Annotated in this window: 29 protein-coding genes; 19 read left to right on the plus strand and 10 right to left on the minus strand. The window is 41.4% G+C overall.

Annotated features, from left to right (window positions below; genetic code table 11):
- Positions 1-350: 350 nt before the first annotated feature.
- The 3 genes from ACFSMW_RS01705 to ACFSMW_RS01715 all read left to right on the plus strand — a co-directional run bounded on the left by ACFSMW_RS01705 (position 351) and on the right by ACFSMW_RS01715 (position 2,308).
- Positions 351-902 (plus strand): GbsR/MarR family transcriptional regulator, encoded by a 552-nt coding sequence (locus ACFSMW_RS01705; RefSeq protein ID WP_390353877.1) that lies wholly within the window; start codon positions 351-353, stop codon positions 900-902.
- Between the two features lie 42 nt (positions 903-944).
- Entirely contained in the window at positions 945-1,934 is a 990-nt protein-coding gene (gene yhaM, locus ACFSMW_RS01710; protein ID WP_390352463.1) for a 3'-5' exoribonuclease YhaM, read from the plus strand.
- Between the two features lie 176 nt (positions 1,935-2,110).
- Positions 2,111-2,308, plus strand: a complete 198-nt coding sequence (locus ACFSMW_RS01715; protein WP_390352465.1) for a sporulation YhaL family protein — start codon at positions 2,111-2,113, stop codon at positions 2,306-2,308.
- 95 nt (positions 2,309-2,403) lie between these two features.
- Here ACFSMW_RS01715 and ACFSMW_RS01720 read toward each other — a convergent pair whose 3' ends face one another.
- From ACFSMW_RS01720 to ACFSMW_RS01730, 3 genes are all read right to left on the minus strand, one after another.
- Entirely contained in the window at positions 2,404-3,294 is an 891-nt protein-coding gene (locus ACFSMW_RS01720; protein ID WP_390352467.1) for a peptidylprolyl isomerase, read from the minus strand.
- A gap of 300 nt (positions 3,295-3,594) precedes the next feature.
- Positions 3,595-3,780: a hypothetical protein gene (locus tag ACFSMW_RS01725; protein WP_390352469.1), complete on the minus strand. Its 186-nt coding sequence runs from the start codon at positions 3,778-3,780 to the stop codon at positions 3,595-3,597.
- Between the two features lie 186 nt (positions 3,781-3,966).
- The gene (locus ACFSMW_RS01730) at positions 3,967-4,509 is read right to left on the minus strand and encodes a DUF3267 domain-containing protein (protein ID WP_390352471.1); all 543 of its coding nucleotides are present in this window, start codon (positions 4,507-4,509) and stop codon (positions 3,967-3,969) included.
- Between the two features lie 168 nt (positions 4,510-4,677).
- On the opposite strand from ACFSMW_RS01730, the gene ACFSMW_RS01735 reads away from it, so the two are divergent.
- Positions 4,678-5,079 (plus strand): DUF1878 family protein, encoded by a 402-nt coding sequence (locus ACFSMW_RS01735; protein WP_390352473.1) that lies wholly within the window; start codon positions 4,678-4,680, stop codon positions 5,077-5,079.
- Between the two features lie 49 nt (positions 5,080-5,128).
- Here ACFSMW_RS01735 and ACFSMW_RS01740 read toward each other — a convergent pair whose 3' ends face one another.
- Entirely contained in the window at positions 5,129-5,614 is a 486-nt protein-coding gene (locus ACFSMW_RS01740; RefSeq protein ID WP_390352475.1) for a GbsR/MarR family transcriptional regulator, read from the minus strand.
- Between the two features lie 534 nt (positions 5,615-6,148).
- Between ACFSMW_RS01740 and ACFSMW_RS01745 the strand changes: the two genes are divergently transcribed.
- The 4 genes from ACFSMW_RS01745 to ACFSMW_RS01760 all read left to right on the plus strand — a co-directional run bounded on the left by ACFSMW_RS01745 (position 6,149) and on the right by ACFSMW_RS01760 (position 10,302).
- A complete protein-coding gene (locus tag ACFSMW_RS01745; RefSeq protein ID WP_390352477.1) occupies positions 6,149-7,348 on the plus strand; it encodes a quaternary amine ABC transporter ATP-binding protein in 1,200 nt (399 codons plus the stop codon).
- Positions 7,341-8,183, plus strand: coding sequence for an ABC transporter permease (locus ACFSMW_RS01750; RefSeq protein WP_390352479.1), 843 nt, complete (start codon positions 7,341-7,343; stop codon positions 8,181-8,183). The genes ACFSMW_RS01745 and ACFSMW_RS01750 overlap by 8 nt, the downstream gene beginning before the upstream one ends.
- Before the next feature lie 66 nt (positions 8,184-8,249).
- Positions 8,250-9,161 (plus strand): glycine betaine ABC transporter substrate-binding protein, encoded by a 912-nt coding sequence (locus ACFSMW_RS01755; protein WP_390352481.1) that lies wholly within the window; start codon positions 8,250-8,252, stop codon positions 9,159-9,161.
- 217 nt (positions 9,162-9,378) lie between these two features.
- A complete protein-coding gene (locus ACFSMW_RS01760) occupies positions 9,379-10,302 on the plus strand; it encodes a glycine betaine ABC transporter substrate-binding protein (RefSeq protein ID WP_390353879.1) in 924 nt (307 codons plus the stop codon).
- Positions 10,303-10,474: 172 nt separating this feature from the next.
- Here ACFSMW_RS01760 and ACFSMW_RS01765 read toward each other — a convergent pair whose 3' ends face one another.
- The 3 genes from ACFSMW_RS01765 to ACFSMW_RS01775 form a co-directional block, all read right to left on the minus strand.
- Positions 10,475-10,834, minus strand: coding sequence for a YtxH domain-containing protein (locus ACFSMW_RS01765; protein ID WP_390352483.1), 360 nt, complete (start codon positions 10,832-10,834; stop codon positions 10,475-10,477).
- A 165-nt stretch (positions 10,835-10,999) separates the two neighbouring features.
- Positions 11,000-11,518, minus strand: a complete 519-nt coding sequence (locus ACFSMW_RS01770; protein ID WP_390352485.1) for a tryptophan transporter — start codon at positions 11,516-11,518, stop codon at positions 11,000-11,002.
- A 131-nt stretch (positions 11,519-11,649) separates the two neighbouring features.
- Positions 11,650-12,084: an HIT family protein gene (locus tag ACFSMW_RS01775; RefSeq protein WP_390352486.1), complete on the minus strand. Its 435-nt coding sequence runs from the start codon at positions 12,082-12,084 to the stop codon at positions 11,650-11,652.
- A gap of 803 nt (positions 12,085-12,887) precedes the next feature.
- Here ACFSMW_RS01775 and ACFSMW_RS01780 point away from each other — a divergent pair.
- A complete protein-coding gene (locus ACFSMW_RS01780; protein WP_390352488.1) occupies positions 12,888-13,631 on the plus strand; it encodes an ABC transporter ATP-binding protein in 744 nt (247 codons plus the stop codon).
- Positions 13,624-14,844 (plus strand): ABC transporter permease, encoded by a 1,221-nt coding sequence (locus tag ACFSMW_RS01785; protein ID WP_390352490.1) that lies wholly within the window; start codon positions 13,624-13,626, stop codon positions 14,842-14,844. The genes ACFSMW_RS01780 and ACFSMW_RS01785 overlap by 8 nt, the downstream gene beginning before the upstream one ends.
- 301 nt (positions 14,845-15,145) lie before the next feature.
- Here ACFSMW_RS01785 and ACFSMW_RS01790 read toward each other — a convergent pair whose 3' ends face one another.
- Positions 15,146-16,324, minus strand: coding sequence for a M20 family metallopeptidase (locus ACFSMW_RS01790; protein ID WP_390352491.1), 1,179 nt, complete (start codon positions 16,322-16,324; stop codon positions 15,146-15,148).
- A 174-nt stretch (positions 16,325-16,498) separates the two neighbouring features.
- On the minus strand, positions 16,499-16,933 hold the full coding sequence (locus tag ACFSMW_RS01795) for a ferritin-like domain-containing protein (protein ID WP_390352493.1): 435 nt from the start codon (positions 16,931-16,933) through the stop codon (positions 16,499-16,501).
- A 206-nt stretch (positions 16,934-17,139) separates the two neighbouring features.
- Between ACFSMW_RS01795 and ACFSMW_RS01800 the strand changes: the two genes are divergently transcribed.
- From ACFSMW_RS01800 to ACFSMW_RS01830, 7 genes are all read left to right on the plus strand, one after another.
- Positions 17,140-17,781 (plus strand): phosphatase PAP2 family protein, encoded by a 642-nt coding sequence (locus ACFSMW_RS01800; RefSeq protein WP_390352495.1) that lies wholly within the window; start codon positions 17,140-17,142, stop codon positions 17,779-17,781.
- A gap of 87 nt (positions 17,782-17,868) precedes the next feature.
- A complete protein-coding gene (locus tag ACFSMW_RS01805; protein ID WP_390352496.1) occupies positions 17,869-19,125 on the plus strand; it encodes an MFS transporter in 1,257 nt (418 codons plus the stop codon).
- A 2-nt stretch (positions 19,126-19,127) separates the two neighbouring features.
- Positions 19,128-19,907, plus strand: a complete 780-nt coding sequence (gene liaF / locus ACFSMW_RS01810) for a cell wall-active antibiotics response protein LiaF (RefSeq protein ID WP_390352497.1) — start codon at positions 19,128-19,130, stop codon at positions 19,905-19,907.
- A gap of 16 nt (positions 19,908-19,923) precedes the next feature.
- Entirely contained in the window at positions 19,924-20,985 is a 1,062-nt protein-coding gene (locus ACFSMW_RS01815; protein WP_390352499.1) for a sensor histidine kinase, read from the plus strand.
- Positions 20,985-21,614: a response regulator transcription factor gene (locus ACFSMW_RS01820; protein ID WP_390352501.1), complete on the plus strand. Its 630-nt coding sequence runs from the start codon at positions 20,985-20,987 to the stop codon at positions 21,612-21,614. Before ACFSMW_RS01815 ends, ACFSMW_RS01820 begins: the two co-directional genes overlap by 1 nt.
- Positions 21,615-21,736: 122 nt before the next feature.
- Positions 21,737-22,165 carry a disulfide oxidoreductase gene (locus tag ACFSMW_RS01825; RefSeq protein ID WP_390352502.1) on the plus strand — a complete coding sequence of 143 codons (429 nt, stop codon included), beginning with the start codon at positions 21,737-21,739 and terminating at the stop codon, positions 22,163-22,165.
- Positions 22,166-22,168: 3 nt separating this feature from the next.
- On the plus strand, positions 22,169-22,654 hold the full coding sequence (locus ACFSMW_RS01830; protein ID WP_390352504.1) for a thioredoxin family protein: 486 nt from the start codon (positions 22,169-22,171) through the stop codon (positions 22,652-22,654).
- A 59-nt stretch (positions 22,655-22,713) separates the two neighbouring features.
- Here the strand turns inward: ACFSMW_RS01830 and ACFSMW_RS01835 are convergent, their stop codons facing one another.
- On the minus strand, positions 22,714-23,217 hold the full coding sequence (locus ACFSMW_RS01835; RefSeq protein WP_390352506.1) for an antibiotic biosynthesis monooxygenase family protein: 504 nt from the start codon (positions 23,215-23,217) through the stop codon (positions 22,714-22,716).
- Positions 23,218-23,467: 250 nt separating this feature from the next.
- On the opposite strand from ACFSMW_RS01835, the gene ACFSMW_RS01840 reads away from it, so the two are divergent.
- Together ACFSMW_RS01840 and hemE are read left to right on the plus strand one after the other, a co-directional pair.
- A complete protein-coding gene (locus ACFSMW_RS01840; RefSeq protein WP_390352508.1) occupies positions 23,468-25,642 on the plus strand; it encodes a transglycosylase domain-containing protein in 2,175 nt (724 codons plus the stop codon).
- Positions 25,643-25,846: 204 nt separating this feature from the next.
- Positions 25,847-26,881 carry a uroporphyrinogen decarboxylase gene (hemE, locus tag ACFSMW_RS01845; protein WP_390352510.1) on the plus strand — a complete coding sequence of 345 codons (1,035 nt, stop codon included), beginning with the start codon at positions 25,847-25,849 and terminating at the stop codon, positions 26,879-26,881.
- Positions 26,882-26,896 lie beyond the last annotated feature (15 nt).

The raw sequence follows: 26,896 nt of genomic DNA on the forward strand, positions 1-26,896 counted from the left end.
ACAAAGAAACTAATGGTCAACATCTATTGCAACCTTTACGACCTGTATCTTACTGGTTTCGTGTTGCGCTTTTCCCTTCAAAGGCTTGGTTTAAATTAAATGTATAGTGGGAGTTTTACAGCGCGAGAAGGATGAGAGGTTGCACATTTCTTGTTGGTTAAGATTCTACCCCTGTGTGTACGTCTGCAATGCAAATAGCATTCTTTTGCCGGCAACAGTTTCCTGAGGGAGATTATTTTCATTGATAACGCGTGGGGGAACGGGTTAGAATATGGCTAAGTAAAGAAATTGCAATAGATTGCAGTGTATGATAATAGCAGTTGGAGGGACTTCCATTGCCTGACAAACAGATGGAAAAAGAATGGGAAATATACGAAGATACAATTGAAAAATTTGTCCAGGTTATTGCGAAAAACATGAACCTGTACGGCATCACTTCATCAGTTGGGAGACTATACGGCACATTGTATTTTGCTGACGAACCGATGACACTAGATGATATGCGTGATGCCTTGGAAATGAGCAAGACCAGTATGTCGACTGGCGTTCGCGCGCTATCTGAAATGAAAATGGTTGAATCGACATTTAAAAAAGGAGTACGGAAAGATCTCTATCAGACAGAAGAAGACTGGTATAAATCATTTACTTCCTTGTTTGGGCATCGTTGGCGCCAATATACTGAAACTAATATTGAAGAGGCGGAAGAAGCGATCGATATTCTGAAAAAAATACAGGGAAGGACAAGCGATCCGTTATTGAAAGAGAAAATCGAAGAAGACTTCAATAGGCTTTATTACGCGATGAATTATTATAAATGGCTGATGCAATTTATCCAAATAATCGAATCTGGAAAGATTTTTGAATACATCCCTAAATATGATACACGACTGGATAAAGATTGATCACTGTGTTCATGTTTTGTGAAAAGAAATGGGGGAGGATGCATGCAAAAAGGAATCATGCAATATAAAATTGGCGATGCATTTGACGGTTTCATGATGATCAAGGAATCGGTGAAAGGATTAACTAGTAATGGAAAACCTTTTCTGACTTTAATTTTGCGGGATGTCTCAGGTCAAATCGAGGCAAAATTATGGGATGCGACAGCGGAGGACAGTAAAGTCTATACAGCTGAACAGATTATCCATATCAAAGGGGAAGTCATTCAGTTTCGTGACAAAGCACAGTTGAAAATATTTGGCATTCGTCCGGCGCAGCCGGCAGATGGTGTCCGGGTAGCTGATTTTGTAGAAAAGGCTCCTGTTCCAATGGAAGAATTACAGGAAAAATTGACTGCAGCAATATTTGAAATGGAGAACCCTGCCTTGCAGCGAATTGTAAGGGCATTTATTAAAAAATATCAGGAGCCTCTCCTGCTTTACCCGGCTGCGACCAAGAACCACCATGAGTATGCCTCAGGGCTTGCACATCATATTGTGAGCATGCTTGCGATTGCCCGCGAGCTTTCACTGCTTTATCCTGATATCAATCGTGATCTGCTATATGCAGGCATCATTTTGCATGATATCGGAAAATTGAAGGAGCTTTCTTCTGTTGCTACTCCAACATATACTTTACCGGGCAAATTAATTGGACATATTCCAATAATGGTAGAAGAAATTGGCAAAGTTGCTGCAGAGCTGCAAATTGAGGGAGAAGAGGTTCTTATTTTGCAGCACATGGTGCTAAGCCATCACGGCAAAGCAGAATGGGGAAGTCCGAAGCCGCCACTTGTCAGAGAAGCTGAAATACTGCACTTTATTGATTTGATAGACGCAAAAATGAATATGTTGAATCGCGCCTTAAAAAATGTAAGGCCGGGGGAGTTTACAGAAAGGCTGTTTGCAATGGATAATCGATCATTTTACAAGCCACTGTTTGAAGCAGAGCGCCTTCCATCCCAAAAGCAAGAATTGAGCCACAATCATAACTAGTTGATTGGGCTCTTTTTTGTTAGATTGAAGTTGAATAAGCAATATGCCACAGCCGAGTGCCGGAAAAAAACGTTATTTGAATGAATTATACGTTAGTCTTTTTTCATACTGCGAGTCATGGATTTGCAGCTTGTTTCATATACTTAAATTAAAGAAGACGGACAAGGAGGGTGAACATGATATTAGGCATGCCTTGGTGGATTTTCTTGATTGTGTTGTTGATTTTCCTGAGCGGGTATATGGCATTTCGTGCCATGCGGGCCGAAAAGCAGCTGGAACAGCAGTTTATTGAAAAAGAGGGCAATATCTATTTGCAGCGAATGGAAGATGAGAGACAGCGAAAGGCCGAAGATCATCGTGGAATTTCCAGTTGAGAGACGAATAATGCTGAGAAAATAATGTAGATGGATTGTCTTCGGAGAAATTGCCGAAAAAAACCTGTCCAGCATGTGGACAGGTTTTTACTTTATTATTGGGCAGCCTTTGTTTGCTTATCTAGATCTTTAAACATATCTTTGAATTGCTTAATTTCAATTTTAATGTCTGCATCCTTCAGAATTTTGTTCAATTTTTCTTGTTGTTTGTCTGAAGGAAGCTTTTGGTTGCGGACATCATTTTTGATTTTGTCTTTATTATCTTCGAAAGAGCCCACATCATTTTCTGATTTACGAGTGTCCTCCAATTTGATGATATGGTAGCCGTAATCAGATTTTACCGGTTTGCTGATCTCACCCTTTTTCATTTTGTAAGCAGCATCTTCGAATTGCGGCACCATGCTCCCAGCGGAGAACCATCCCAATTCGCCGCCTTTTTCAGCGGATGCAGTATCAGTGGAATACTTCTTAGCCAATTTAGCGAAGTCTTCTCCTTTATCAAGTTTCTTCTGGACATCTTTGGCGGTTTTTTCATCCTTTACAAGGATATGGCTTGCCTTCAAGTCTGTTTTCATGCGATTGTACTGTTCTTTCATTTCTTTATCGGTCACTTTGACGTTGGAGAAGATCGCTTTCTCCATCAGCAATGAGTTTTTCACTTGATTGCGGAAATCTTTCTCATCAGCGTAGCCTTGCTGTTGCAGATAGCCCTGGAACTGATCGCCCAGTTGATCTTTGATTGTTTTTACTTTCTTGTCCACTTCTTTATCACTGACATTATATTTGTCCCCAAGCACTTTGACGATGACCATTTCCTGGAGGACATTTTCTCCATACTGGTCTTTCATTTTATTATAAAAATCTTCTTTTTTAATATCGCCAGCTTTGGTCTTGACGACGACATCGGGATCTGATTTTCCTGAACTGCAAGCGGAAAGGGTGACAATTCCTGCGATAAGCATTACAGCGATCACTATTTTCTTCATGTAAACACTCCTAATCTGATGATTACCTTAGTGGGTGCAGTGGGTTCATTCAATAATACAGCAAAATCACACAGGATCTTTGAAGAGTGATACGCTTTTTGCAACCGCATGAATACGGGTCAAGTTTGCCCAGAAGCGATCGCGTGCCAGAAAAAGCTTCACTTTCTTCCATCTTCAGGTGGTTTACTTTATTGTTGAACACAAGCATATGGTTAAATATAACATATTTGCACGCTAAAAAAAATAATATGGTTGAAAGCGGTGTACAGATATTGAAAATTTTTCTTTATGTATACTTTGCTAATTTGCCGTGTTTAATACATCGATATACGATGTTACCAGCATAATCAAAATCATGATGTTGGTGAAGCGCAGTACACCGTTTTGTTTTGTTGATTTAATACCCATACGCAAGCAAAAACGCAGCATAAGGAAATTGAAAACAAGAAAAATGAATAGCCCATACACGGGAAAAACAATTGCCATTAATACCCCCCCTTACGCTCAAATAACTCATTCATCTAAAAACCATATGATCACTTTACCAGATTATCTGCATGTTGGGTAGGGGGGCGTTGCCTGCTGTATGGAGAGGGCTCATTCATATGAGGTGAGATGCAACTGTCTGCCAACAACAAATTGAGACAAAAAAATGGAGGGAAGCCAGATGCTTCACTCCATTTCTGTCAATATATCAAAGTCGTGTGGGCCGTTTTCGACAAATGATTTTTTAGGTGCTTTTGAAATATGGGCGACAAATAAGAAATCGATAAATGAAAACCCGATATGCGCGCTTGTGAATAATAAAATATACACATCATAATCTACGAAAAGATAACTGGCGAGCATTCCGGGAAAGGTAATAAAAAGGGTTGGCGCCAGTGCAATCGCTATCGACATCCGCTTGGATAAAAATTGCTGTGTATAGGCCAACGATGGCAGCAGCAAGCTTCTCGCACGGTATTTTTTTAGATTAATACGTTTTTTAACCAAAATTAATGGTAAAATATGCATACAGGCGTGCACAATCGGCAGGAGCAGTATTGCCGCAATAAAACCAATCATACCGATTTCTTTGACGGCATGTGTGCCGTGCATAATGGAAACAGGTACATACAGGATAATGAAAGACAGCAGACCAGTCAAAAATGAAATGAAATATAATCTGTGCAGCCCATATTGTTTCGTTACATTGATAGATTTCCAACAGTTCATTTTTGCGGTCACTCCTTAGATGTGATTTAAATCCTTAGATGATAGTAGTACGTTTGCAAGGAAAAATCAATAGTTTTTTATCCACTTTTTTCGACACTTGAAAAATTGTTAATTTCTAATTTTTTAAAGGGGTCTTACAGTAGCATAAAAGTAGTATGGGGGGTGCAGATGTTGCGGGCAAGTGAAGATGATCAGATTGCATTCCATTTACAGCTCCTAATGAATATCATAGATTTCAGCCGTTACCCTTTTACAAAAATGATTATTGAAAACAGGGTCGGCAGGCAAACCTATCAGGACTTGATGGAAAAGCTGTACGAGCTTGAACAACAATATCAATACCAAAAAGAAGAAGGACTGCTTGATTATTCTTCTCTTTTGCAGGAGTTTACTGCGCATTTACCGCGGCAACTGACAGCAGAGGAGACGCTGGCAGCTTTGAAAGCTGAAAATATTTGCCCAATGCTGATCAGTGAGTTCTGCCAAATTATATTAGAAAAAGATGACAGACTGAGCAGACTGCGTTCCAGAAAAAGAAAGCGCGTCATGAAAGAAGGAAGACGAAAATAAACTCCTGTACTGGTTGTACAGGAGTTTTCGGCTTCACGTTGCAACAAAATCAGCCCTCTTTCATCTCTTTAAAGAAATCTGCGACATGCTGGTGGAATTCAATAATATAATCCAGCCGTTCGGAGAAATTGGCGTACGAATGTAAATTAACAGGAGTTTCTATTTTGCTGTAGTCATCTTTAATTTGTTTCAATACTGTTTGCTGGTGGACGAGAGCATCTATCCATTTATTTGTGTAAGAGCTGATGAAAAGGTTGAACAACTGCGCATTTGCCTCATAAACATCCTTTCGAACGCCTTTTACCCATACTCTGCTTACCAGATTTAAATCGGCGAGGGCACGGATAGACGTGCTCATCGACGTTTTGCTTTTGCCGAGTGCCTCACTCATTTCATCGAGTGTCATGGTTTTCCCAGTTAAATACATATACGCGAATAGACGTGCTTCCAATGGGTTCAAGTCAAACAATTCAATGGTCTTCGCAAATTCTACGATAATTTTCTTTGTGGCATTTTCCATGTCCCGAGTCGTCATGATTGCCTCCTAAAACATTGGTATTTCAAGGTTACAATATATTCCCAAAAATCTCCAAAGGATCATTGGTCAGTATTTGAAAGCAAAATGGAGTATTTAAAAGGAAATACACTGATAAATTTGTACAGTTTAAACTGTACATAAAATATAAACGAAATTGACGGTTTATAAAGTTTGAAAAGTACAATGGAAACATTATATAGTTAATTGGCGGAAGGATTTACGACCAGTACGTTTAAATGAATAAGGTGCGGAAATGCAATAGGGCCTTGCTTAGCAGATGGTCTTTTGATGATAAGCCGGTTTTACCGGTTTTATGCATTTATCAAGTACTACCATTATCAACAGGGTTGGTAAGGGAAATTTATGCAGTAAGTCTTGAATCACAGTTCTTACAGGGCAGCAGATTGTCTCATTGCTTGTTTGCAGTTTTTCTACGATAAGTACAACGGAGACCTTCTCTAAGCGTGCCTGTGAAAAACAAGTGCTTTTTGTGCTTACTCGCATATAAGAAGCGAACGAAAGGGTGAAGACATGCCGATTATTGAGGTAGAAAATTTAACGAAAGTTTTCGGAAAAAATACGAAGCAAGCTATAAAGCTACTTGGAGATGGGTTGTCCAAGAGTGATATATTGAAGCAGACAGGGTGCACTGTAGGTGTCAACCGAGCCAGCTTCTCTGTAGATGCTGGCGAAATTTTTGTGATCATGGGTTTGTCGGGGAGCGGAAAATCGACGCTGGTAAGATTGATAAACCGTTTGATTGAGCCGACCCAGGGCTCTATTTTGATCGATGGTGATGACTTGTCCAGGATGGATAAAACAGCACTGAGAAAAGTCCGCAGGGAAAAACTGAGTATGGTGTTCCAGCGATTTGCATTATTTCCGCACAGAACCATCCTGGAAAATGCAGAATTCGGTCTGGAAATACAAAAAGTAGATAAAAATGAGAGGAAAAATCGTGCAAAAAAAGCCCTGGAAATGGTCGGGCTTGGTGGTTATTTGGAACAGACACCATCCCAACTTTCCGGCGGGATGCAGCAGCGTGTCGGACTTGCAAGAGCATTGGCAAATGACCCGGAAGTACTGCTGATGGATGAAGCCTTTTCTGCGCTGGATCCTCTGATCCGCAAGGAAATGCAGGATGAACTGATTGATTTGCAGGCAACCATGCAAAAAACGATCATTTTCATTACTCATGATTTGGATGAAGCCCTCCGACTTGGAGATCGTATTGCACTGATGAAAGATGGTTCGATTGTACAAATCGGCACACCTGAAGAGATTCTTGTCAATCCGGCTAATGATTATGTGGAGAAATTCGTAGAAGATGTGGATCGTACAAAAATCCTGACAGCGCATCACATTATGAAGCGCCCGGAAACAGTCAATATTGATAAGCATGGTCCGCGTGTGGCGTTGGAACGAATGCAAAAAGAAGGAATCTCGAGCATCCTTGTCGTTGATTCAAAAAGAAATCTGAAGGGCTATGTGACAGCCGATGATGCATCTGAAGCGAAGAATAAGGAAATACGCGATTTGCATGAGATATTGAAAACAGACATCGCTAAAGTAGAAAAAGATACCTCTATGCAGGACATTTTCAATATCATCAATGGTTCGCCGATTCCTGTCGCTGTTGTAGAAGAAGAAAGACTTTTGGGAATTATCGTCCGTGGTGCTGTCATCGCAGCACTGGCGGGAGACAGCGAGGTGATTTTGGAAAATGCTTAATATCATGGCGAAACTGCCCATTGCAGAAAGAACAGATTGGATAGTGGATAAGGTAACAGATAAATTATCATTTTTATTTGATTCCATCAAAGACAATTTTGGAGACTTCATGGAATTTCTCTCGGGTTCTCTTGCAGCAATTCCTCCGGTTGTCGTCATCATTATTGTCGCTGTACTTGCTTTTTTCCTGACTGGAAAAAAAATCGGCCTGGCAGTATTTTCAATTGTCGGTTTGTGGCTGATTCATAATCAGGAGCTGTGGGATAAGTTGATGGATACATTCACACTTGTGCTCATATCGAGTTTGCTTTCTGTCATTATTGGTGTGCCGTTTGGAATTTGGATGGCTAAAAGCCGCATTGTGGAGGCAATACTTAAGCCGATTCTGGACTTTATGCAGACAATGCCTGCATTTGTATATTTGATTCCGGCTGTGGCATTTTTTGGAATTGGCATGGTGCCGGGGGTGTTTGCTTCACTCATATTTGCCACCCCGCCGACAGTACGTTTTACAAATCTGGGAATTAGACAGGTCTCTGAAGAACTTGTTGAAGCTTCTGAGGCTTTTGGCAGCACGGGGGCTCAGAAGTTGTTCAAAGTGGAATTGCCGATGGCGAGACAAACCATCATGGCAGGTATCAATCAAACGGTTATGTTAGCCCTTTCGATGGTTGTCATCGCTTCAATGATCGGAGCGAAGGGTCTTGGAAGGGATGTTTTATCCGCACTGCAGCGTGCAACTGTAGGTTCCGGATTTGTAGCAGGTATCGCTATCGTCATATTGGCAATCATCATTGACAGATTGACACAAACTGCAAACAGCAAAAAAGACTAATGTGGTTATGAATTGCCTTGTAAGGCGAATGATTTTCATAAATAAATATAAAAGGGGAGTTATTTCATGAGGAAATGGAACTGGAAAAAATTCGGCATGGCAGCTGGCCTGGCTTTGACACTTGCCGCGGCTGGATGTGGTGCTGATGATTCAGCAGATAAAAATGCGGACGGTGAAACAGATTACAGTAAAGCGGTCGATTACCAAGTGACAGGAATCGAGCCTGGCGCCGGTGTCGTTAAGGCTTCAGAGAAGGCAATTGAAGAATACGACAACATGAAAGGCTGGGAAGTGGAGACATCTTCCAGCGGAGCTATGGCCACAGCATTGGGTGAAGCAATCAAGAAAAAAGATCCGATTGTGATTACCGGCTGGTCTCCACACTGGATGTTCGCCAAATATGACTTGAAATATTTGGATGATCCGAAAGGAGTTTTCGGTAAGGCGGAAACTATCAACACGATGACCCGTAAAGGATTGAAGGATGACATGCCGAATGCTTATAAGGTGCTGGATAATTTCAAGTGGTCCAAGGATGACATTGAAGAAGTCATGCTCGATATTCAGGATGGAAAAGACCCCGAAGAAGCCGCACAAAAATGGATCGATAAAAATAAAGACACCGTCGATAAATGGACAAAAGGTGTAGAAAAATCAAATGGAGAGAAAGTTAAACTCGTCTATGTAGAATGGGATACCGAAATTGCTTCTACAAATGTGATCGGTAAGGTTTTGGAAGATCTTGGTTTTAAAGTCAACATCACACCTCTTGATAATGCGGTCATGTGGAAAGCAGTCGCTGATGGCGAAGCGGATGGCATGGTTGCAGCATGGCTGCCGGCGACACATGGTGATTTGTACGAACAATACAAGGACGATGTGGATAACCTAGGTGAAAATTTGGAAGGGGCTAAAATCGGCCTTGTCGTACCGAAATATATGGACATTGATTCCATTGAAGATTTGAAACAGAAATAATAACAGCGAAATGATGAAGTCTGCACCGCAACAATGGTTGCAATCTCTCATTTGGAAGGAAGGATAGCTGGTATGCTTTCTTTCCTGCATAAAGGTGGTTGCAGGCATTCACAATTGCATGAGTGAATGCCTGCAATTTTTAGATAAAAATTGAAAGCGCTGACTGTACCTGAGTATTTGTATTTGGCGCTAAGGAGGAGAAAAAAGTTTGAAAGCAATGTATCTAAACCGGAAATGGTTGATGTTTAGTATCACTCTGTTTTTTATATTAGCAGTGGCTGCAGGCTGCAGCTCAGAAAGTAAAAACGATGGCAGCAAGAAGAATGATTCAGATGATTACGGAGAGGCAGTCGATTATACTATTACTGGAATTGAACCTGGCGCCGGAATCACCGTGACAACGGAGAAAGCACTGGAGGAATATGATAATTTGCAAGGTTGGGAATTGGAACAAGCGTCTACTGCAGCTATGGCGGCAGAGCTGGATAAAGCAATGAAGAAAAAATCACCGATTATCATCACTGGCTGGAATCCCCATTGGACATTTGCCAAGTACCCGGACATGAAATATTTGGATGACCCCAAAGGTGTTTATGGCGGGGAAGAAAAAATCAAAACCCTTGCCAGGAAAGGATTGAAAAAAGACAAACCAGAAGCATATAAATTACTTGATCAGTTTCACTGGGAAGTAGAAGACATGGAAGGAATCATGTATGATTCTAAAGAATCAGGAGAAAAGATCGATAAAGTAGCTAAAAAATGGGTTGCCGATAATCCTGATAAAGTAAAAGAATGGACAAAAGGAGTCCCTGATGTCAATGGAGTAAAAGTAGAGCTCGTTTCCACCCCTTGGGACTCTGAAAGAGCCTCCTCAAGCGTAGTGAAAGAAGTCATGGAGAAGAAGGGGTTTGATGTGACAGTCACACCAGTTGATGTTGCTGTCGTTTTTGAGTCAATTGCACATGGCGATGGAGATGCGACACTTGCTGCCTGGCTGCCGATCACCCACAAAGATTTTTATGATAAATTCAAAGGGAAATTCAATGATCTTGGAGAAAATCTCACCGGTGCCAAGATAGGACTGGTCGTACCGGAATATATGGATATTGATTCTATTGAAGACTTAAAACCGAAGAAGTAATCATGCGAAAAGAAAGCAGCCTGTCTTGAATGATATGCTGCTTTCGATTTGAAAACCATTGTTTTGGAACCGGAGAGAAACAATAGCTTTAAAGGTAAGCTGATTGTCCTCCCGTAAGTAATGAAAAAGTGTCCCGGCGAAGGAAAAATTCACGCCGGGACACTTTACTATACTATTCTTTTTTTACTTTTTCTTCCAATTCCTTTAAACTGCCTTCGATCTGTTCCAGATAGCTTTGAATTTTCTTCTGATGCGGTTCGACTGACTCTTTCCATTCCGTAACGGATGTTTTGATTTCCTGTGTCAAATCCTTGATCATGACCACACCTTCTTTAGAGGTTTGAGCAATTTGGTCTTTTAATTTCAGACCATCATTCTTTACATTTTCAAGCAGATCGAGCCATTCCGCTCCCTGTTGTTTCGCACGTGTGCGTAAATCCCTTCCGGACAATGGTGCTGTGAACAAAGTGGTCGTTGCACTGACTACGCCACCTACAGCAATACCGAGCAAAAAAGATTTCGTCTTGGACATTCAAATCAGCTCCTTTAATTTGCATGCACGGTTAATAAATATCGTGCACAAGTCATGTATTGTCATTATACTACATATTCCCATAAATACTTGTAATGACACATGTCTTCTAAGTAAAAAAATCCTCCGATCATCTGCCGGAGGATTTTGGATTTTACGTTAAAATCACACTGTTGCTGGTTTTGCCCGTTTCAATATGCCACGTACGACCGGAAAAACAACGATCATTACAAGCGTATTCACTGCAGCTGCAGGCAGTACGATGCCGATGAATAATGCCAAAAAACCTCCCTGCATCAGCCCGACGATAAACAAGGCTACGCTGAGAAAGATACTGCCGCTGATGATAGTACCAACCGCTGTCAGCACGGGTGCGGCAATATTGATATTGACAACATGCTTTAACATCAGAAATAATGCTAAAAATGCAAAAGCAGTAATAGGTTTATCGATCATGTTGGCAATTTGCCCGCCAGGTGCGTCTGTCGTCAAAGCGGAAATGACCCCTGTGGCAATCGCCAATACAATGACATATTTTGGTTTAGGAAAAAGCATAATCCCAAGAAACATCATGGAAAGCAGCATATCGGGCTTCATTCCAAACAACAACGGCGGCATAACCGCATGTAATACAGCACCAATGGCTACCAGTAATGACAAAATGACCAATACTCTTGTTTTCATATTCCATTCTCTCCTCTGCTCTGCTAAGCTCTTTCACTTCCAGCTGTACACTCACTGTCAACTGCAAAGTGTTTGAGTAATAGTATAACAAACTTTTCAGTTAATTGAAAGCATCAATCCAATTTTTTTCATCACTGTGGTACATTGTCATGGATATCTTTAGCAATTTGCTGAAGATCGTTCTGTGTGTATTCTTTTTCATGTATTGTCCAATTGGCGGAATAGCCATCACCTTTGCCGTATCTTGGAATCAAATGCATATGCAGATGAAATACTGACTGATCGGCAGGTGGTTCATTATTATTCAGCAAATTCATGCCAACAGGTTTGTATGTTTTTTTTATGGCATTGGCGATCTTCGGAATTCGGGCGAAAAATTCCTTTGCAACTTCGGCTGGCGTCTCATATATGTTTTTGGTATGTGTTTTTGGCACGACCAAAGTATGCCCTTTCGTAACCTGGCTTAAGTCGAGAAAAGCATACACATGCTCATCTTCATAAACTTTTGCTGATGGAATTTCGCCATTAATAATCTTGCAGAACACACAATCATCATGTTTTCCCATTCTTATCCATCCCTTCATGCTCTTTCTCTCATTGTAGGTTCTAAAGGATAGCCTGTCCAGTGAGGGGAAGGTACGTAATAAGGAAGACCAACCAAAACAAGCTGACCCAATAAGAGCCAGCTTGCAGGGAAGAAAGAGTCAAGTGCTAATGTCTTTTGTAAGTTGTTAAACGTTGCCTGCTTAACTGTCTACAAAAACCTTTTTGTCAGGATCTTAAAAAAGATTGCTGGCAAAAGGGTTTTCTCATTAGTTTTCTTTCGCAAACACCCCATTTGTTTTTAAAACAAATTTCATTGCAGTGATGGATACGCCAACACAAACACCTCATTTGTTTTGATACATTTGTGGTGAAGCAAATCATATCCTCTTTCTTCATTCATTATTGTGGCTCTTTATGCCATCATTTATACCAGTTTTTTTTTATTTGGTTTCATGTATTTTAAAAAGGAAGAAATGGCGAGGATGAGGTCACTTATTGTCATGACATTGTCTATTGATGGACTTCTCCTGTTCGTGCAAATTATTTCCTGTTACATAGGCAGCCCTGCTCGTCTATACGGAGATATCTTATTAGTTCTAATTTATCTTATTCTGGCGCTTGGCACTGTGTGATTGTCTAATCCTGTCGACAATGGCTTTCTGAATGGCTTTTGCCTGTGAAAGGTGTTAAAATTTGGGTACTTGGCGGTAAGGAAAGTATAATGTCGTTTCCTTTGACACAAGTGCAATTAGGCATTTGTCCACCTATAGTGGATGCCATTGTATGTTCAAAATAGATGAAAGCAAGCAGGGGGAGAACGTTTGTGGAACCTTTATTGCATATTGAAAATCTCGAAGGCGGATATACACATAAAAATGTTTTACACGGCATCTCATTTGATGTCCAGCCGAAAGAAATTGTCGGCTTGATCGGATTGAACGGAGCGGGAAAAAGTACAACTATTAAACATATCATCGGTCTGATGCAGCCAAAATCAGGGATAGTCTCGATTAACGGTAAAACATTGCAGCAGGATATGAAGGGGTATCGCAGCCAGTTGGCCTATATTCCTGAAATGCCGATATTATATGATGAACTTACCTTGTATGAACATTTGCGGCTTACGGCGATGGCCTATGAGATTCCCGAAGATATCTTTGAAAAAAGGTTAGAGAAGCTGACGAAAGAATTCCGAATGGAAAAACGGCTGCAGTGGTTTCCTGTCCATTTTTCAAAAGGGATGCGGCAAAAAGTGATGATCATGTGCGCATTTTTGATCGAACCACCGCTTTATATTGTGGATGAACCATTTGTCGGATTGGATCCGCTTGGCATTCAGTCTTATTTGCAGCTGATGAATGATATGAAAAAAGGTGGCTCGGGCATATTAATGTCAACCCATATTTTAGCAACGGCGGAGCGGTATTGTGACAGATTCATTATACTGCATGAAGGGAAGATCCGTGCAAAAGGTACATTGGAAGAACTGCGCAAGCAATTCGGTATGGCTGAAGCCACGCTGGACGAAATGTATGTCCAGCTGACAAAGGAAGATGGCCATGTTTGACGCTCGGGACTTTTTCAGAAAAAGATTTTCTGCCCATTTGAAAGAGACAAGCCGTTATCTGAAATACATATTCAATGGCCATATGGCTGTTGCGATGCTGTTTCTGGTTTCTGCTCTTGCCTTTTATTATCAGCGCTGGCTTGCTCAGCTGCCGGAAAATTTCCCTTCTGCTTTAATTATAGGTATTTTATTTGCTGCAGTGGCCAGCTACAGTCCTGTACGTACGATGCTGCAGGAAGCGGATTTAGTGTTCATTTTGCCTGCTGAGGATAAAATGGGAAGGTACTTCCAAAGTACGCTGATTTACAGTTTTGTAATCCAACTGTATCTAGTACTGCTTGTGGCCGCGGCATTAGGACCGCTATATTTCGCCACTTTTCCACAAAGGGAAGGTTCTGTTTATTTATTGATGCTGCTCGTGCTGCTCATTTTTAAAGTCTGGAACTTGTTGGCTAATTGGTGGATGCTGCAAATCAGGGACAAAAATGTCCGGGTTGCCGAACAGATTGTCCGATTCCTGCTGAATTTCGCCGTCTTTTATTTCGCATCAAAAGGAACGATGTTATTTGCAGGGATGGCCACAGTTTTATTCATTGGTCTGTTTCTGTGGGGGTGGTGGAATGCCAAACAGCAAACAGGGCTTAACTGGAATTTACTTGTGGAAAAAGATACTCATCGTATGCAGACGTTTTATCGGATTGCTAATATGTTTACAGATGTGCCGCATTTGAAAAACAGGGTAAAAAAACGCCAAGCACTCGTCCGCCTTGTCAGTGGAAAAATCCCGATGCAGCAAAAATCGACATTCGATTATTTGTACCGGATCACTTTCATCCGCAGTGGTGATTATTTTGGGATGTATGTGCGCCTGATCATTATCGGCGGTTTGGTTATGTATTATGTACCCAACTTTTGGATGAAAGTAATCTTCGCGATATTATTCTTGTATATGAGCATTTTTCAAATGATGACATTATATCAGCATCACCGCACGATCGTCTGGCTGGATATTTACCCGGTGGAAACGAAAATACGTCAGCAAGCATTGATGAAGTGGCTGTTGCAGTTGGCATTGCTTCAGCTAGTGATATTCACGGTACTGTTACTTCTATTGAAAGCATTTCTTGCCGGTGCAGTAGTGTTTGTCGGAGGAGCGGTTTTCGTTTTTGTGTTTATATTCGGGTATGTGAAACATAAAATTTCCGCGGTGTAACCAAAATAGGTCGGAGGCGGGAAGGTAATCCTTATACTTTTTTGTCTGCGGAGAATGAAGTGGAAAAAGTGAATATAAAAAGAATATTGAAGTTGATGAACTAAATCAGGGAGAAAATACTCCTTGTGTTATTAGAAATCCTTACTAAAAATCCAAAAAAGGAATTTTAGTGGGGATTTTAGTGTACAGAAAACCTATATCATAAAATAACCTTATATTTTCAGTGGCCTCAAAAAATCATAGAAGATTTTTTCTTATTTAACTAAAAGCAGCACAGACAACTAGCGTCTGCGCTGTTTTTTTAAACAGAATGTTTTTTTTGATAGGCCAGATATGCGCCAAATAGTGTTTTGGCCGCAATTGGCATGGCACGTTCATCGAAATCAAAATGCGGATGGTGATGCGGATAATGATTTCCTTCTTTTTGTGCTCCTGTAAAAAAGAAAGCACCCGGCTTTTCCAGCACGTAATAAGAAAAATCCTCTCCGCCCATCACAGGAGCCACATTTTCGACGTGGGCCACGCCGTCTACATCCTCTGCCGCACGTAATACAAGCGCTGCCTCTTCAGCATGGTTGATTAATGGCGGATATCCTTTTTCATAGTTGAACGTATATGTAACTCCATTCGCAAGACAGACACCTTTGACGATTTGTTCTATTTCTTTCATAATACCCTCCTGAGTGTCCTGTTTAAAGTAGCGAACAGTGCCGATTAAATTGGCCGTATCTGCGATGATATTGAAAGCATTGCCGGCAGTGAATTTACCAACTGTTACGACGGCGGTATCCAAGGGATCCATTTTTCTGCTGACAATCGTCTGCAGCTGAGTGACCAGTTGACTGCCTATCACCAGGGCATCTTTGGTTTCATGCGGGTATCCGCCGTGTCCACCTTGTCCTTGAATGGTAACTGCAAAACGGTCCGCTCCCGCCATAAAAGCTTCCTTAGAAGTTTGGACTGTGCCAAGTGGAGTCGTTGCCCAAAGATGGTTGCCAAAGACCACATCAACATCTTTCAGTGCCCCTGCTTCAATCATCGGCTTCGCACCACCTGGAGCATATTCTTCTGCATGCTGGTGGAGGAATATGATTGTGCCAGCTACTTCTTCTTGATGAGCCGCCAGTACCTTTGCTAGAACCAAAAGTGTTGCCGTGTGACCATCATGCCCACATGCGTGCATAACATTTGGGACTTGTGATTTATATGGGACATCCTTCACGTCTTGAATGGGCAATGCATCAAAGTCTGCGCGAAGTGCAACCGTTTTTCCTGGTTTGCCGCCTTTTAGTGTTGCGACCACTCCGTTGCCTCCTACCTTTGTCTGGTACGGTAAACCAAGTTGTTCATAAAAATCGGCAATATACGCTGCTGTTTGATACTCCTGAAAAGATAATTCAGGATGTTGATGCAAGTATCTGCGGATCTCAACCATTTCCGGATACAATGCATCTATCTCTTGCTGGATCTTCTTAAACAAACAAACCCCTCCCTCATTTTGTTCCATTATAATAGTTTCGTCGGAAAAATTCAGCTATTGTAAACTTGCGACAAATTTCTGTAGAGCAAAAGCATTGAATTTCTCGAAAAAATGATAAAACATGAAAAAAGCTGCCGGGAATCTTTGTCCCTAGCAGCTTCCTGTATTTGGAAATCATCCTAATCTTGCATCTTCCAATAAACGTTCAATTTCTTCTTTATGGTGTGTTTCGTCAGTGATCAAATCTTCCAGTTTGACGACAAGCTCAGTCATATGCAATGCTTCAGCTTGTTTTTTACGCTCTTCATAGCGAGTTATGGTGTCTTTTTCAGCTTGTAATGAAGCTTCCAGTAACTCCCTTACTTCTGTAGGCTGAGGAACCTCCGCCGATTCAGTGGTCGGGATGCCGCCAAGTGATTTGATTTTTTCAGATAAATAGAGGGCATGACCCAATTCATCATTGATTTCTGATTCAAAAAAAGGTTTTAAAGCACTGCGGTACAGTCCGCTGACTACGCTGGCGCTGTAAGTGTACTGAATTGCTGCTGCAAATTCATGAGCCAAATCTTCGTTCAAACCTTCAATTAATTTTTCCATATCTTTATCCATAGTATCCCGTCCTTTTTTCTTGTCTTCAGTATATCTATTCTAAAATTAATATTCCCCAACAAGTTCATTTGAAACCTTTTTTACAAGATTGCGGAAAGGAATGACTATACTTCTGATTTCGCATGCTATTGCGATTTTGAAAAAAGGCAGAACCAGAGCGAGAACTTCTCTGCTATAATGGTTACATTGTGAGAGGAGTATGTTTCATGGAACAAAAGAAATTTTGGAGCCGATTTTTGCTATTACTGGTTCCATTCTTGGTTTGCATCATTTGGGTGACTGAAATTAAAAGAGATTTTCTGCCATATACGGATCAACAAACTAGGTTTCTTGTCGACCAAGTGAAGGGAACAGGATTGTACGATTTCTTTCGTTTTGTAACGAATTTCGGTTCTACCTTTTTTATCTTGCCTTTGGTGATATGTATGGGGATTCTGTTGGTGTTAATGTATCGTGACTACTTGCAAGCAGTTGTGTTCGTTGGAGGGGTGCTATTTACATCTCTTATCAATACTGTTGTAAAGATAGCAGTCGCCCGCCAAAGGCCAAGTATCAATATTGGAGCAAATGCGGAAGGGTACAGTTTTCCCTCCGGCCACTCTGCAGTAGCGATCGTGTGCTATGGTTTGCTTACCTATTTTCTAATGAAAAAAGTAGCATCAATAACAGTGAGGCGCGTCGTCTTTGGAACAAGCATCTTGCTGGTTCTATTAATCGGGATAAGCCGTTATTTCATCAACGTTCATTATCTAACTGATATTTTAACCGGCTTTTTCCTTGGCGGTATGGTCTTCGTGGCGTCTAAACGTCTTTATGAAAAAAGTCAAATCCGGCGTTCTCGGTCTTGAGTCTGAATTAAAAGCATGCTGGGGATGGTGTTGCCGTTAGTTTCTGCGAGATAAAATGAAAACAGAAACTAGGAAGAGGTGACATCAATGGATACAACCATTAAACAGGGAAAAGCCATTGAAAAATTTTCACTCATGAAGAACCGTAATTATTTGTTTTTATTGCTAAGTGCCAGTTTTTCAGCTCCAGGGTATTATGTTTACTTGTTGGGCTGTGAATGGCTGATGCTTTCACTGAGCGACAACCGTTTCTATTTCGGAATGCTGTTTTTTGCAGCTGCAGTACCAAGATTATTATTTTTGACAACCGGGGGGCTGCTCGCAGACCGTATGAATAAACGTACCATTCTATTCATTTCCGATTTTTCCAGAGCATTGCTGATTGGTTTGCTGCTGTTGTTTTTATGGACAGATACGGTAACAAGCATTCATCTGATAGTGCTGGCAGCTTTGTTCGGCATCTCGGATGCATTCAGTTATCCAGCTTTGAATTCTATGGTACCAATGCTCTTGCCAGCTGAGCACTTACAGCGTGGTAATTCCATCATTCAAATGACTGGACAGATCAGCCCGATTCTTGGTCCGGCATTAGGAGGCAGTTTGATCGCTTTCATTGGATTCACAGGCGTTTTTACTACAGCTTTGGTAATGCTTTTTATTTCTGCCGTCACTGTGTTGCTGATACGTCTTCAAGAGGAAAAAGAGGTTATGGAAAAGACCCCCGCCTTTGTTGAACTGAAAGAAGGTTTTTCATATGCGCGAAAAAATAAGTTGGTCGTTTCTGTAATGGTCATGGCATTTTTCCTGAACTTCTTTTTTTCCGGTCCGCTTTCTATTGGCCTTCCAGTGATTGTGAAAGACGTATTCCATGGCACTGCAGGAAGTCTTGCAACGGTGGAAGTGTCTATGGGAATCGGTGCCTTAATTGGCGGAGCGATACTTGCAACTGTAACATTGAAAAAACCAGGTAAAGCCATGATCGCTGGATTGATTGCGCTCGGGGTCTTCTTTATGGTGGCTGGTTTCGCCGGTAATTTGTGGCATCTCGCAGCCCTCGTTGCATTGATGGCTTTAGTAACACAAATCGTCAACATTCCGTTGATGACCATGCTGCAGCAAACGACACCGAAGAAAATGCTTGGAAGAATGATGAGTTTTCTTATGACCGTTTCTACTGGTCTCGTTCCTGTATCATACGCAACTACAGCATTTTTACTGGCTACCGGCATTTCTATGCAAACCATTATCATCATCAGCGGAGTGGTTGTGACGCTGCTTGCAGTCTATCAATTAAAGAACAAAAGGCTGGTGGGCTTCACATTTGAAGGAGAAAGGAGGGGATAAAGATGCGCAAGGGGTTGGCAAATTATATCATCGCACTCATTTTGATCGGCATTGGTGTCATGTTAGTGCTGGAAAATATCGGTATTGCCACATTCAATATGAAATCAGCTTGGCTTTACCTTTACCCTGTTCTGTTTATTGTCATCGGGCTAAAGATGCTGATTGAACGGATGAGGTTTCGCGGTGGCAGCTGGATGGGTGGATCATTTCTGATTATCTTTGGAACGTTGCTTTTGCTTGACCGCTTTAACGTCATCGCTTTCACATTCGGGGATGTATTCAAGCTGTGGCCGCTGCTCATTGTTTACGTTGGATTTTTCTTTGTCCGAGGTAACGGCCTCATCATAAAATACAAGCAAAACGATCACCATGGAAAATATTATCAAAATACGACAATGCACGATGAAAACTATGGCAAAGGTTCTTTTTCCATGGTAGGAAATTTTGAGTACAATCAGCCGAATTGGAAGGTAGAGCCGATGAATCTAAGGAGTATGGCGGGAGATTTTTATCTTGATTTTTCCAAAGCCTTCATACCGGAAAAAAAGACGCCAATTCGCATCAACTCTCTTGCAGGCGACGTGCATATCCTTGTACCTGAAAATGTTGCTTTCAGAGTAGAAGCCTATGTAAAAGCGGGAGATATTGAAGTACTTGGTCAAACAGTCGATGGCATCGGCAGGTCCATGTTTTTTGAAACAAAAGATTTTGAAACAGCTGAACAAAAGCTTGATTTCTTCATCAAATTAAAAGCTGGATCGATTCGCATTGATCAGGTATAAAAAAGGGGGGAGAGGCATGTTCAGGCATATCAACGGTATTCGATATAGTTATATTCGTTCACATTTCTATGCCATGTTTATTACGACCGTCACCCTTTTGTCGGTTCTGCTTTCCATTTATGTGTTGTTTGAACCTACATGGCTTAGCGCTGCGAGTATTTTCGTCTTTATTAGTTTATATATTGTACTGACAGTCATCATTTCCATTTATGCTGGGTTTCGGTCGAGCGGCAACTTGAAATCGCGGCTTGATTCTTTGTCTGTGCTGATTACCCAATACGCCAACGGCAACTATGATTCCAGTATTTATACGGATAAGGAAGATGAGGTAACGAGGATAGTCAATGAGCTTAACGAACTGGGGGTTAAAATGCAAAACCAAGTCAAATCCATGCAACGCATGGCGGATGAAAAATCTGAATTTGCTAAATCTGCACACAAAACTGCAGTCATTGAGGAAAGGCAGCGTCTTGCGAGAGATCTACATGATGCTGTCAGCCAGCAACTATTCGCATTGACAATGATGTCTGAAGCAGCCCTGAAACAAATGGATCAAAATCCGCACATTGCTAAAGAGCAATTGCAGGAAGTAGCAGCGTCCGCCCTGCAAGCACAAACGGAAATGCGTGCATTACTGTTACATTTGCGTCCGGTTCACTTGTCGGGAGAACCGTTGACACACGGTGTGAAAAAGTTGATCAATGAATTGCGGCAAAAATGTCAAATCGATTTTCATCTATTATTGGATGATGCACTTGTTTTAAATGAAACGGTTGAAGAACATGTATTCCGCATCATTCAAGAATCGCTTTCCAATATACTGCGCCATGCGAAGGCAACGGATGTCAAACTGGAGCTTTACAAGCGGGAACATGAAGTTTTTGTGCACATTCGGGATAATGGGAAGGGTTTTGATACCACGAAAGACATAGATAAAAAAACATCCTATGGTTTGAAGACGATGCGGGAACGCAGTGAAGAATTGGGAGGCACCTTCACAATACGTTCCATCCCAGGGGAAGGAACATATATTGATATTCGAATTCCATATCAAGTAGAAGAAAGGGGAGTACGCTGATGATACATGTTGTGGTAGTAGATGATCACGAAATTGTGCGTAAAGGGATCATTGCTTATTTGCAGACAGATGATGAAATAGAAGTAGTCGGCCAGGCGGCCAGCGGCAATGCTGGGGCAGAAGAGGTGCTTGCCAAAAGACCGGATGTGGTATTGATGGATTTAATGATGGAGAACGGTACTGGCATTGATGCAACAAAACAAGTCATGGCAACACTGCCATCCTGCAAGATTATCATTCTTACAAGTTATTATGATGATGAACAGGTGTTTCCGGCCATTGAAGCTGGCGCATTCAGTTATATTTTAAAAACATCTTCCGCAGATGAAATCGTTACAGCGATCAAACAGGCATATCGCGGGCAGAATACGATCGAACCGAAAGTTGCCAGTAAGATGGTAAACCGGTTCCGCAATAATACACGGACACTCCACGATGATTTGACAGACAGAGAGATGGAGGTCCTTTTATGTATTGGCAATGGGATGACAAATCAGGAAATCAGCGAGAAACTGTATATTGGCATTAAGACGGTGAAGACGCATGTCAGCAATATATTATCGAAGCTGGAGGTCAATGATCGTACGCAAGCCGCGGTATATGTCCATAGAAATCAGTTGCTGCCATAGGGCGAGAACGCATTTGACAATCACATTATATAAGCTGGTTATTATTTGATAGTTTGTCTTTGTTTTTTTTATTCCCTCCTAGTATAATCAAAGCAGTACATAGAAATGGAGAGAAAAACCGTATGGAAAATGAACGAAAAAATGAAAATCCACTATTATTCATATGGGTCATCGCCTTGCTGGCTACTGCAGGAAGCTTGTATTTCTCCGAGATCAAAGGTTATGTGCCGTGTGAATTATGCTGGTATCAGCGTATTTTGATGTATCCATTGGTCATCATATATGGTGTTGCTTTATGGAAAAAACAGGTAGCGACCGCTTTGCCAGGTATCATATTAAGCGGGATCGGCATGTTTGTCTCCGCATATCATTATCTGGTTCAAAAATTGCCGGCACTGCATGAAGCGGGAAGCTCTTGTGGAATAGTCCCGTGCAATACAGAGTATATCAACATCGGCGGTTTCATTACGATACCATTTTTAGCAGGAGCAGCATTCATACTCATTTTTGCTACACATCTGATATTGCTTGTGAAGAACAGGAGGCATTAAATCTTGCAAAAAAAAATGATAGCCATCATAGCAGTCATTGTCGTATTATTGCTGGCGTTGTTTTTTGTAAATCAATATAAAAACAACAAGGCGATGGATGATAACGAGAATCCATATGGCAAGGAAAATTTAAAGCAATCGACTATTGATCAACTGGACGATCCGAATTATCAAAATCAGATCACCCCTGAGGAACTGCAAAAAAAGCTCGATAATAAAGAAGACATCACAGTTTATTTCTATAGCCCTGATTGTCCGCATTGTCAGCGAACAACACCAAAACTCGTTCCCCTGGCCAAAGAATTGAATGTGGATGTAAAAAAACTTAATATCCTGGAATTTGAAGAAGGATGGGAACAATTCGGCCATATTAGCGGGACGCCGACATTGATTCATTTTGAAAATGGCAAAGAGGTTGCAAGAATTGAAGGAGAACAAGATAAAGCATCCTTGAAGACATTTTTGGAGCAGGATGTATTGCATAAATGATATCCTCATGAAAAACATCCATCAGCACATGCTGATGGATGTTTTTTAGGGACAGATTGTCAATCCGTATTTTCTTCTTTTACCATATGATAGGTGCCTAAGAAAGGCTCATCAGCAAAATAGGCGGGTTTTTTGATAATCTGCTTGTCGTGAGCTGCTTTGAATTGTGGTGAGGCTTTCCAGTCTTCGAAATCTTTGGCAGAATTCCACTGTGTCAGCACGATGTATGTGTGGCCGCTGCACGGCTTCAACAAACGGAAAGCCTGAAACCCTGCTGCAGATTCAATATTTTCCTGGCGCTGCCTGAATTGTTCTTCAAATACAGGCTGTCCTTCTTCCATCACAGGAATGTTATTCATCGCTACGAAGCCTTCTTTCTTGATTTCTCCCTTCGTCAGCAATATCTCAAAATCTCTTCCTGATGAAAAAACACTGTTACCTTCGTCTTCATAATAAGCTAATGTGCCACCAGTACCCTGCATGTATATAAATTGAAGGTTGCGATGCTTTTCTGCGATTTTCTTTAATAATTCATATGATCCGGTTGTCATGAATGCTTTCATGATGATTCCCCTTCCAACATTTTACTTTTACCTGCTTACTACACAGATCGAATGGTATCTCTTAAAATATCTTACTCTCATTTATATCTTACCCGAAAATGATGGGAATTACTCCAGTGTGTTCACTGATTTGCTTGATAATGTATCGCTTTTGCTGTACAGAGATCTGTCGTATAATAGTTGGGTGAATGCAGGGATCAGATAGATATGAATGAAGACGTTTATTGCCGTTTCGTCAAGAGGTGAATAGATGAAAAAATACTGGAAAAAATGCTATGACTGGCAGGCTAAATACTCAAAAAAAGTAAAAATACCTATTGTTATTTTAGTTGCCATTATATGCTTCAGCATTGCAGGATATATGTTCATTTTATATGGTGGTGCGATAGTTGTCGAAAAAGACAAGATGATTCTTCCTGCAAAAACAACGGTGGAGACGACTGATGGGGAAATTTTAGGCGAGATATACCATCAAAATCGCAGTCTGACGGAGATAGAGGATATTCCGGAACACGTCCAACAGGCATTCATAGCTATCGAGGACAGAAGGTTTTTCCAGCATGGTGGTATTGATCTCAAATCGATTTCACGTGCGATATTCAAAGATATTATTGCCCGGGATAAAGTGGAGGGAGCAAGCACCATAACGCAGCAGGTTGTTAAAAATCTATTTCTGACAAACGATAAGACCTGGATGCGCAAAACAAAAGAAGCAATGGCTGCCCTCTATTTGGAAAGGCACTATAGCAAGAAGCAAATTTTGGAATTGTATTTGAATGATATTTATTTTGGCCAAGGCATTTATGGCATTGAAACAGCTGCACAGAAATATTTTTCGAAGCCGGCAAAATCACTGACAGTAGCTGAAGGTGCGTTATTGGCCGGCATGGTGAAGGGGCCTAACGGATATTCACCAGTTTCTCAGCCTGATAAGGCGTTGCAGCGCCGAAATGTCGTTTTAAAAGCGATGAGTGAATCGGGAATGCTCAGCACGAAAAAAAGATTGCAGGAGCAAGGCAAAACATTGGGACTCCATATGCAAAAAAATAAAGATAGACCATGGATGGACAGCTATATTGATCTGGTGATGAAAGAAGCTGCAGCCAACAATCAATTATCACTTGAGGAATTGAAGCGGGGCGGATATCGTATTATTGCAAACGTCGATGAGCAAATGCAAAAAATTGCTTATCAAGCTTTTCACCAAGATGAATATTTCCCTGGAAATACTGATGGAGTGCAGGGTGCGTTTGTTCTGACAAAGAACACATCGAACGAAATACTTGCTGTACTAGGAGGACGCCAATTTACATATGGCGATTTGAATCGTGCGGCCATTCAGAGACAGCCCGGTTCAACGATGAAACCGATTGCTGTATACGGTCCCGCACTGATGAACGATGCTTATCAGCCATATACGTTGCTGCCGGATCAGAAAATGGCGGTGAAAGGTTATACAGTGGGCAACAGTGATGGGAGGTATGATGGATATGTCTCCATGTATGAAGCGGTTATCCAATCGAAAAATATCGCGCCTGTATGGTTGCTAGACCAAGTTGGTATTGACAGGGCAAAAAGTTATTTGGATAAGATGGGCATCGATATTCCAGATAAAGGCTTGGCTATTGCACTTGGCGGGTTGAGCGAAGGAATTACCCCTTTGCAGGTCGCCGACGCTTACCACACATTTGCCAATCAAGGAACATATATCAAAAGCAGTGCGATTTCCAAGATTTTTGATCGGGATGGGCAGGCGATCTACCAATCTAAAATAAAGAAAAAACATGTGTTTAGCAAACAGGTCGCATGGGACATGACTACCATGCTGGAAACAACTGTTAAATCTGGGACGGCAAGTGCAGGAGACTTTTCCAAGGCGCTAGCTGGCAAGACTGGTACCACGCAGCATCCGCAAGCAAAAGGTAAAACAAAAGATGCATGGTTCGCAGGCTACACGCCAAATTTTACTGCTGTCATATGGATGGGGTATGACCATTCTGACAAACAGCATTATTTGCAAGGGGGCAGCAGTTATCCGACTGCCTTGACAAAACATATTTTGACTGAAATCAATAAACACCAAGATATGCAAGCTGCTTTTGATCAACCGGAAAATACAGAAGAGCTGCCAGAGCCAATTCATTTGCCGGAGATACGCGATTTGCGGGCAAATACATCTTTTGGCGGGTTTTCTATATTACAGGGAAAACTGTCTTGGGAAGGTTCAGATGATGACCGTGTCGTTTACCGCGTGTACCAAGAGACAGAAGGTATCCCCAATAAAGTTGGTGAAATCACTGGTAAGCATGAGTACACAATTAAAGGTTTTGACTTGCTTGGAGAGCGCCGTTATTTTATTGTTCCATACGATCCATTGACCAAATTGGAAGGAAAACGCTCAGAAATCGTAAAAATGTCATTTTGATTTGACAAATTCATGACAAACAAGTTGCATTGCTATACAGGTATGACAGAAATCGTTATAGTTAATAATTAGAATAATTATCATTTCATATTGATTGAAAGAAGATGATTCACAGTCTTGAAGGCACGGCTTTAATTCAGGCAAAGACATAAAAATGCTATTTTGGCTGAATGCTTTTAAACACAAAAAAGGGTGAACAATTCGATGAAGAAGACATTGAACGATACAATCATTCAGGCGTACCGCGGAGAACAAACAGGTTATGTTCCTGTTTGGTATATGAGACAAGCTGGTCGTTCCCAGCCTGAGTATCGCGAACTGAAGAAAAAATATTCGTTATTTGAAATTACACATCAGCCGGAGGTATGTGCTTATGTAACACGTTTGCCGGTGGAGAACTATGGCGTCGACGCTGCGATTTTATATAAGGACATCATGTCTCCGCTGCCCGCACTCGGAGTAGACGTGGAAATCAAGTCCGGGATCGGGCCGGTGATTCATAATCCCATTAAAACATTGGGTGATGTGGAAGAGCTTGGCGAAATTAATCCGGAGCGCGATGTACCATATGTGCTGGATACGATCCGTCTGCTGACGCAAGAACAACTGGACGTACCTTTGATCGGATTCAGCGGTGCTCCATTCACTTTAGCAAGCTATATGATTGAGGGAGGCCCTTCGAAAAACTATGCAAGAACCAAAGCGATGATGTACGCTCAGCCTGATGTCTGGTTTGCTTTGATGGAAAAGCTTGGAGATATGGTTATCGCTTATGTGGAAGCACAGGTTAATGCGGGTGCGGCTGCCATCCAGATTTTTGACTCATGGGTCGGTTCCCTGAACGCACATGATTACCGCAAGTATATCAAGCCTGTGATGTCACGCATCTGCTCAGAGGTCAGCAGACATCAGGTACCCGTTGTCCTGTTTGGTATTGGTGCAAGCCATCTCTTGCTTGAGTTTAATGATTTGCCGGTTGATGTAATTGGTTTGGATTGGCGCACATCTATTAAAGAAGCAAGGGAAATGGGCGTGACAAAAGTATTGCAGGGCAATTTGGATCCTGCTATTCTGCTTGCTGACCAGGATACTATTTTGTCAAAAGCAAAAGAGATACTTGACCAGTCATTAGCAGATGGTCGTCACGTGTTCAATCTTGGGCATGGAGTTACTCCGGACATACAACCGGAAACGCTGAAGAGACTGACAGATTTTATTCATTCCTATTCCAAACGATAAATTTTAAAGAGGTGC

The sequence above is a fragment of the Tigheibacillus halophilus genome (assembly GCF_042683165.1).
Classification (GTDB): Bacteria; Bacillota; Bacilli; order Bacillales; family Amphibacillaceae; genus Tigheibacillus; species Tigheibacillus halophilus.

What these genes read in the sequence shown, in the direction of transcription:
- ACFSMW_RS01705 (WP_390353877.1), top strand. Translation starts at nt 351, where the DNA reads ATGGAAAAAGAATGGGAAATATACGAAGATACAATTGAAAAATTTGTC.
- ACFSMW_RS01745 (WP_390352477.1), top strand. Translation starts at nt 6,149, where the DNA reads ATGCCGATTATTGAGGTAGAAAATTTAACGAAAGTTTTCGGAAAAAAT.
- ACFSMW_RS01770 (WP_390352485.1), bottom strand. Translation starts at nt 11,518, where the DNA reads ATGAAAACAAGAGTATTGGTCATTTTGTCATTACTGGTAGCCATTGGT.
- ACFSMW_RS01820 (WP_390352501.1), top strand. Translation starts at nt 20,985, where the DNA reads ATGATACATGTTGTGGTAGTAGATGATCACGAAATTGTGCGTAAAGGG.
- ACFSMW_RS01795 (WP_390352493.1), bottom strand. Translation starts at nt 16,933, where the DNA reads ATGGATAAAGATATGGAAAAATTAATTGAAGGTTTGAACGAAGATTTG.
- hemE (WP_390352510.1), top strand. Translation starts at nt 25,847, where the DNA reads ATGAAGAAGACATTGAACGATACAATCATTCAGGCGTACCGCGGAGAA.
- ACFSMW_RS01765 (WP_390352483.1), bottom strand. Translation starts at nt 10,834, where the DNA reads ATGTCCAAGACGAAATCTTTTTTGCTCGGTATTGCTGTAGGTGGCGTA.
- ACFSMW_RS01760 (WP_390353879.1), top strand. Translation starts at nt 9,379, where the DNA reads ATGTATCTAAACCGGAAATGGTTGATGTTTAGTATCACTCTGTTTTTT.
- ACFSMW_RS01835 (WP_390352506.1), bottom strand. Translation starts at nt 23,217, where the DNA reads ATGAAAGCATTCATGACAACCGGATCATATGAATTATTAAAGAAAATC.
- ACFSMW_RS01725 (WP_390352469.1), bottom strand. Translation starts at nt 3,780, where the DNA reads ATGGCAATTGTTTTTCCCGTGTATGGGCTATTCATTTTTCTTGTTTTC.
- ACFSMW_RS01825 (WP_390352502.1), top strand. Translation starts at nt 21,737, where the DNA reads ATGGAAAATGAACGAAAAAATGAAAATCCACTATTATTCATATGGGTC.
- ACFSMW_RS01735 (WP_390352473.1), top strand. Translation starts at nt 4,678, where the DNA reads ATGTTGCGGGCAAGTGAAGATGATCAGATTGCATTCCATTTACAGCTC.
- ACFSMW_RS01800 (WP_390352495.1), top strand. Translation starts at nt 17,140, where the DNA reads ATGGAACAAAAGAAATTTTGGAGCCGATTTTTGCTATTACTGGTTCCA.
- ACFSMW_RS01805 (WP_390352496.1), top strand. Translation starts at nt 17,869, where the DNA reads ATGGATACAACCATTAAACAGGGAAAAGCCATTGAAAAATTTTCACTC.
- ACFSMW_RS01755 (WP_390352481.1), top strand. Translation starts at nt 8,250, where the DNA reads ATGAGGAAATGGAACTGGAAAAAATTCGGCATGGCAGCTGGCCTGGCT.
- ACFSMW_RS01785 (WP_390352490.1), top strand. Translation starts at nt 13,624, where the DNA reads ATGTTTGACGCTCGGGACTTTTTCAGAAAAAGATTTTCTGCCCATTTG.
- ACFSMW_RS01740 (WP_390352475.1), bottom strand. Translation starts at nt 5,614, where the DNA reads ATGACGACTCGGGACATGGAAAATGCCACAAAGAAAATTATCGTAGAA.
- ACFSMW_RS01775 (WP_390352486.1), bottom strand. Translation starts at nt 12,084, where the DNA reads ATGGGAAAACATGATGATTGTGTGTTCTGCAAGATTATTAATGGCGAA.
- ACFSMW_RS01815 (WP_390352499.1), top strand. Translation starts at nt 19,924, where the DNA reads ATGTTCAGGCATATCAACGGTATTCGATATAGTTATATTCGTTCACAT.
- yhaM (WP_390352463.1), top strand. Translation starts at nt 945, where the DNA reads ATGCAAAAAGGAATCATGCAATATAAAATTGGCGATGCATTTGACGGT.
- ACFSMW_RS01840 (WP_390352508.1), top strand. Translation starts at nt 23,468, where the DNA reads ATGAAAAAATACTGGAAAAAATGCTATGACTGGCAGGCTAAATACTCA.
- ACFSMW_RS01730 (WP_390352471.1), bottom strand. Translation starts at nt 4,509, where the DNA reads ATGAACTGTTGGAAATCTATCAATGTAACGAAACAATATGGGCTGCAC.
- ACFSMW_RS01715 (WP_390352465.1), top strand. Translation starts at nt 2,111, where the DNA reads ATGATATTAGGCATGCCTTGGTGGATTTTCTTGATTGTGTTGTTGATT.
- ACFSMW_RS01720 (WP_390352467.1), bottom strand. Translation starts at nt 3,294, where the DNA reads ATGAAGAAAATAGTGATCGCTGTAATGCTTATCGCAGGAATTGTCACC.
- ACFSMW_RS01750 (WP_390352479.1), top strand. Translation starts at nt 7,341, where the DNA reads ATGCTTAATATCATGGCGAAACTGCCCATTGCAGAAAGAACAGATTGG.
- liaF (WP_390352497.1), top strand. Translation starts at nt 19,128, where the DNA reads ATGCGCAAGGGGTTGGCAAATTATATCATCGCACTCATTTTGATCGGC.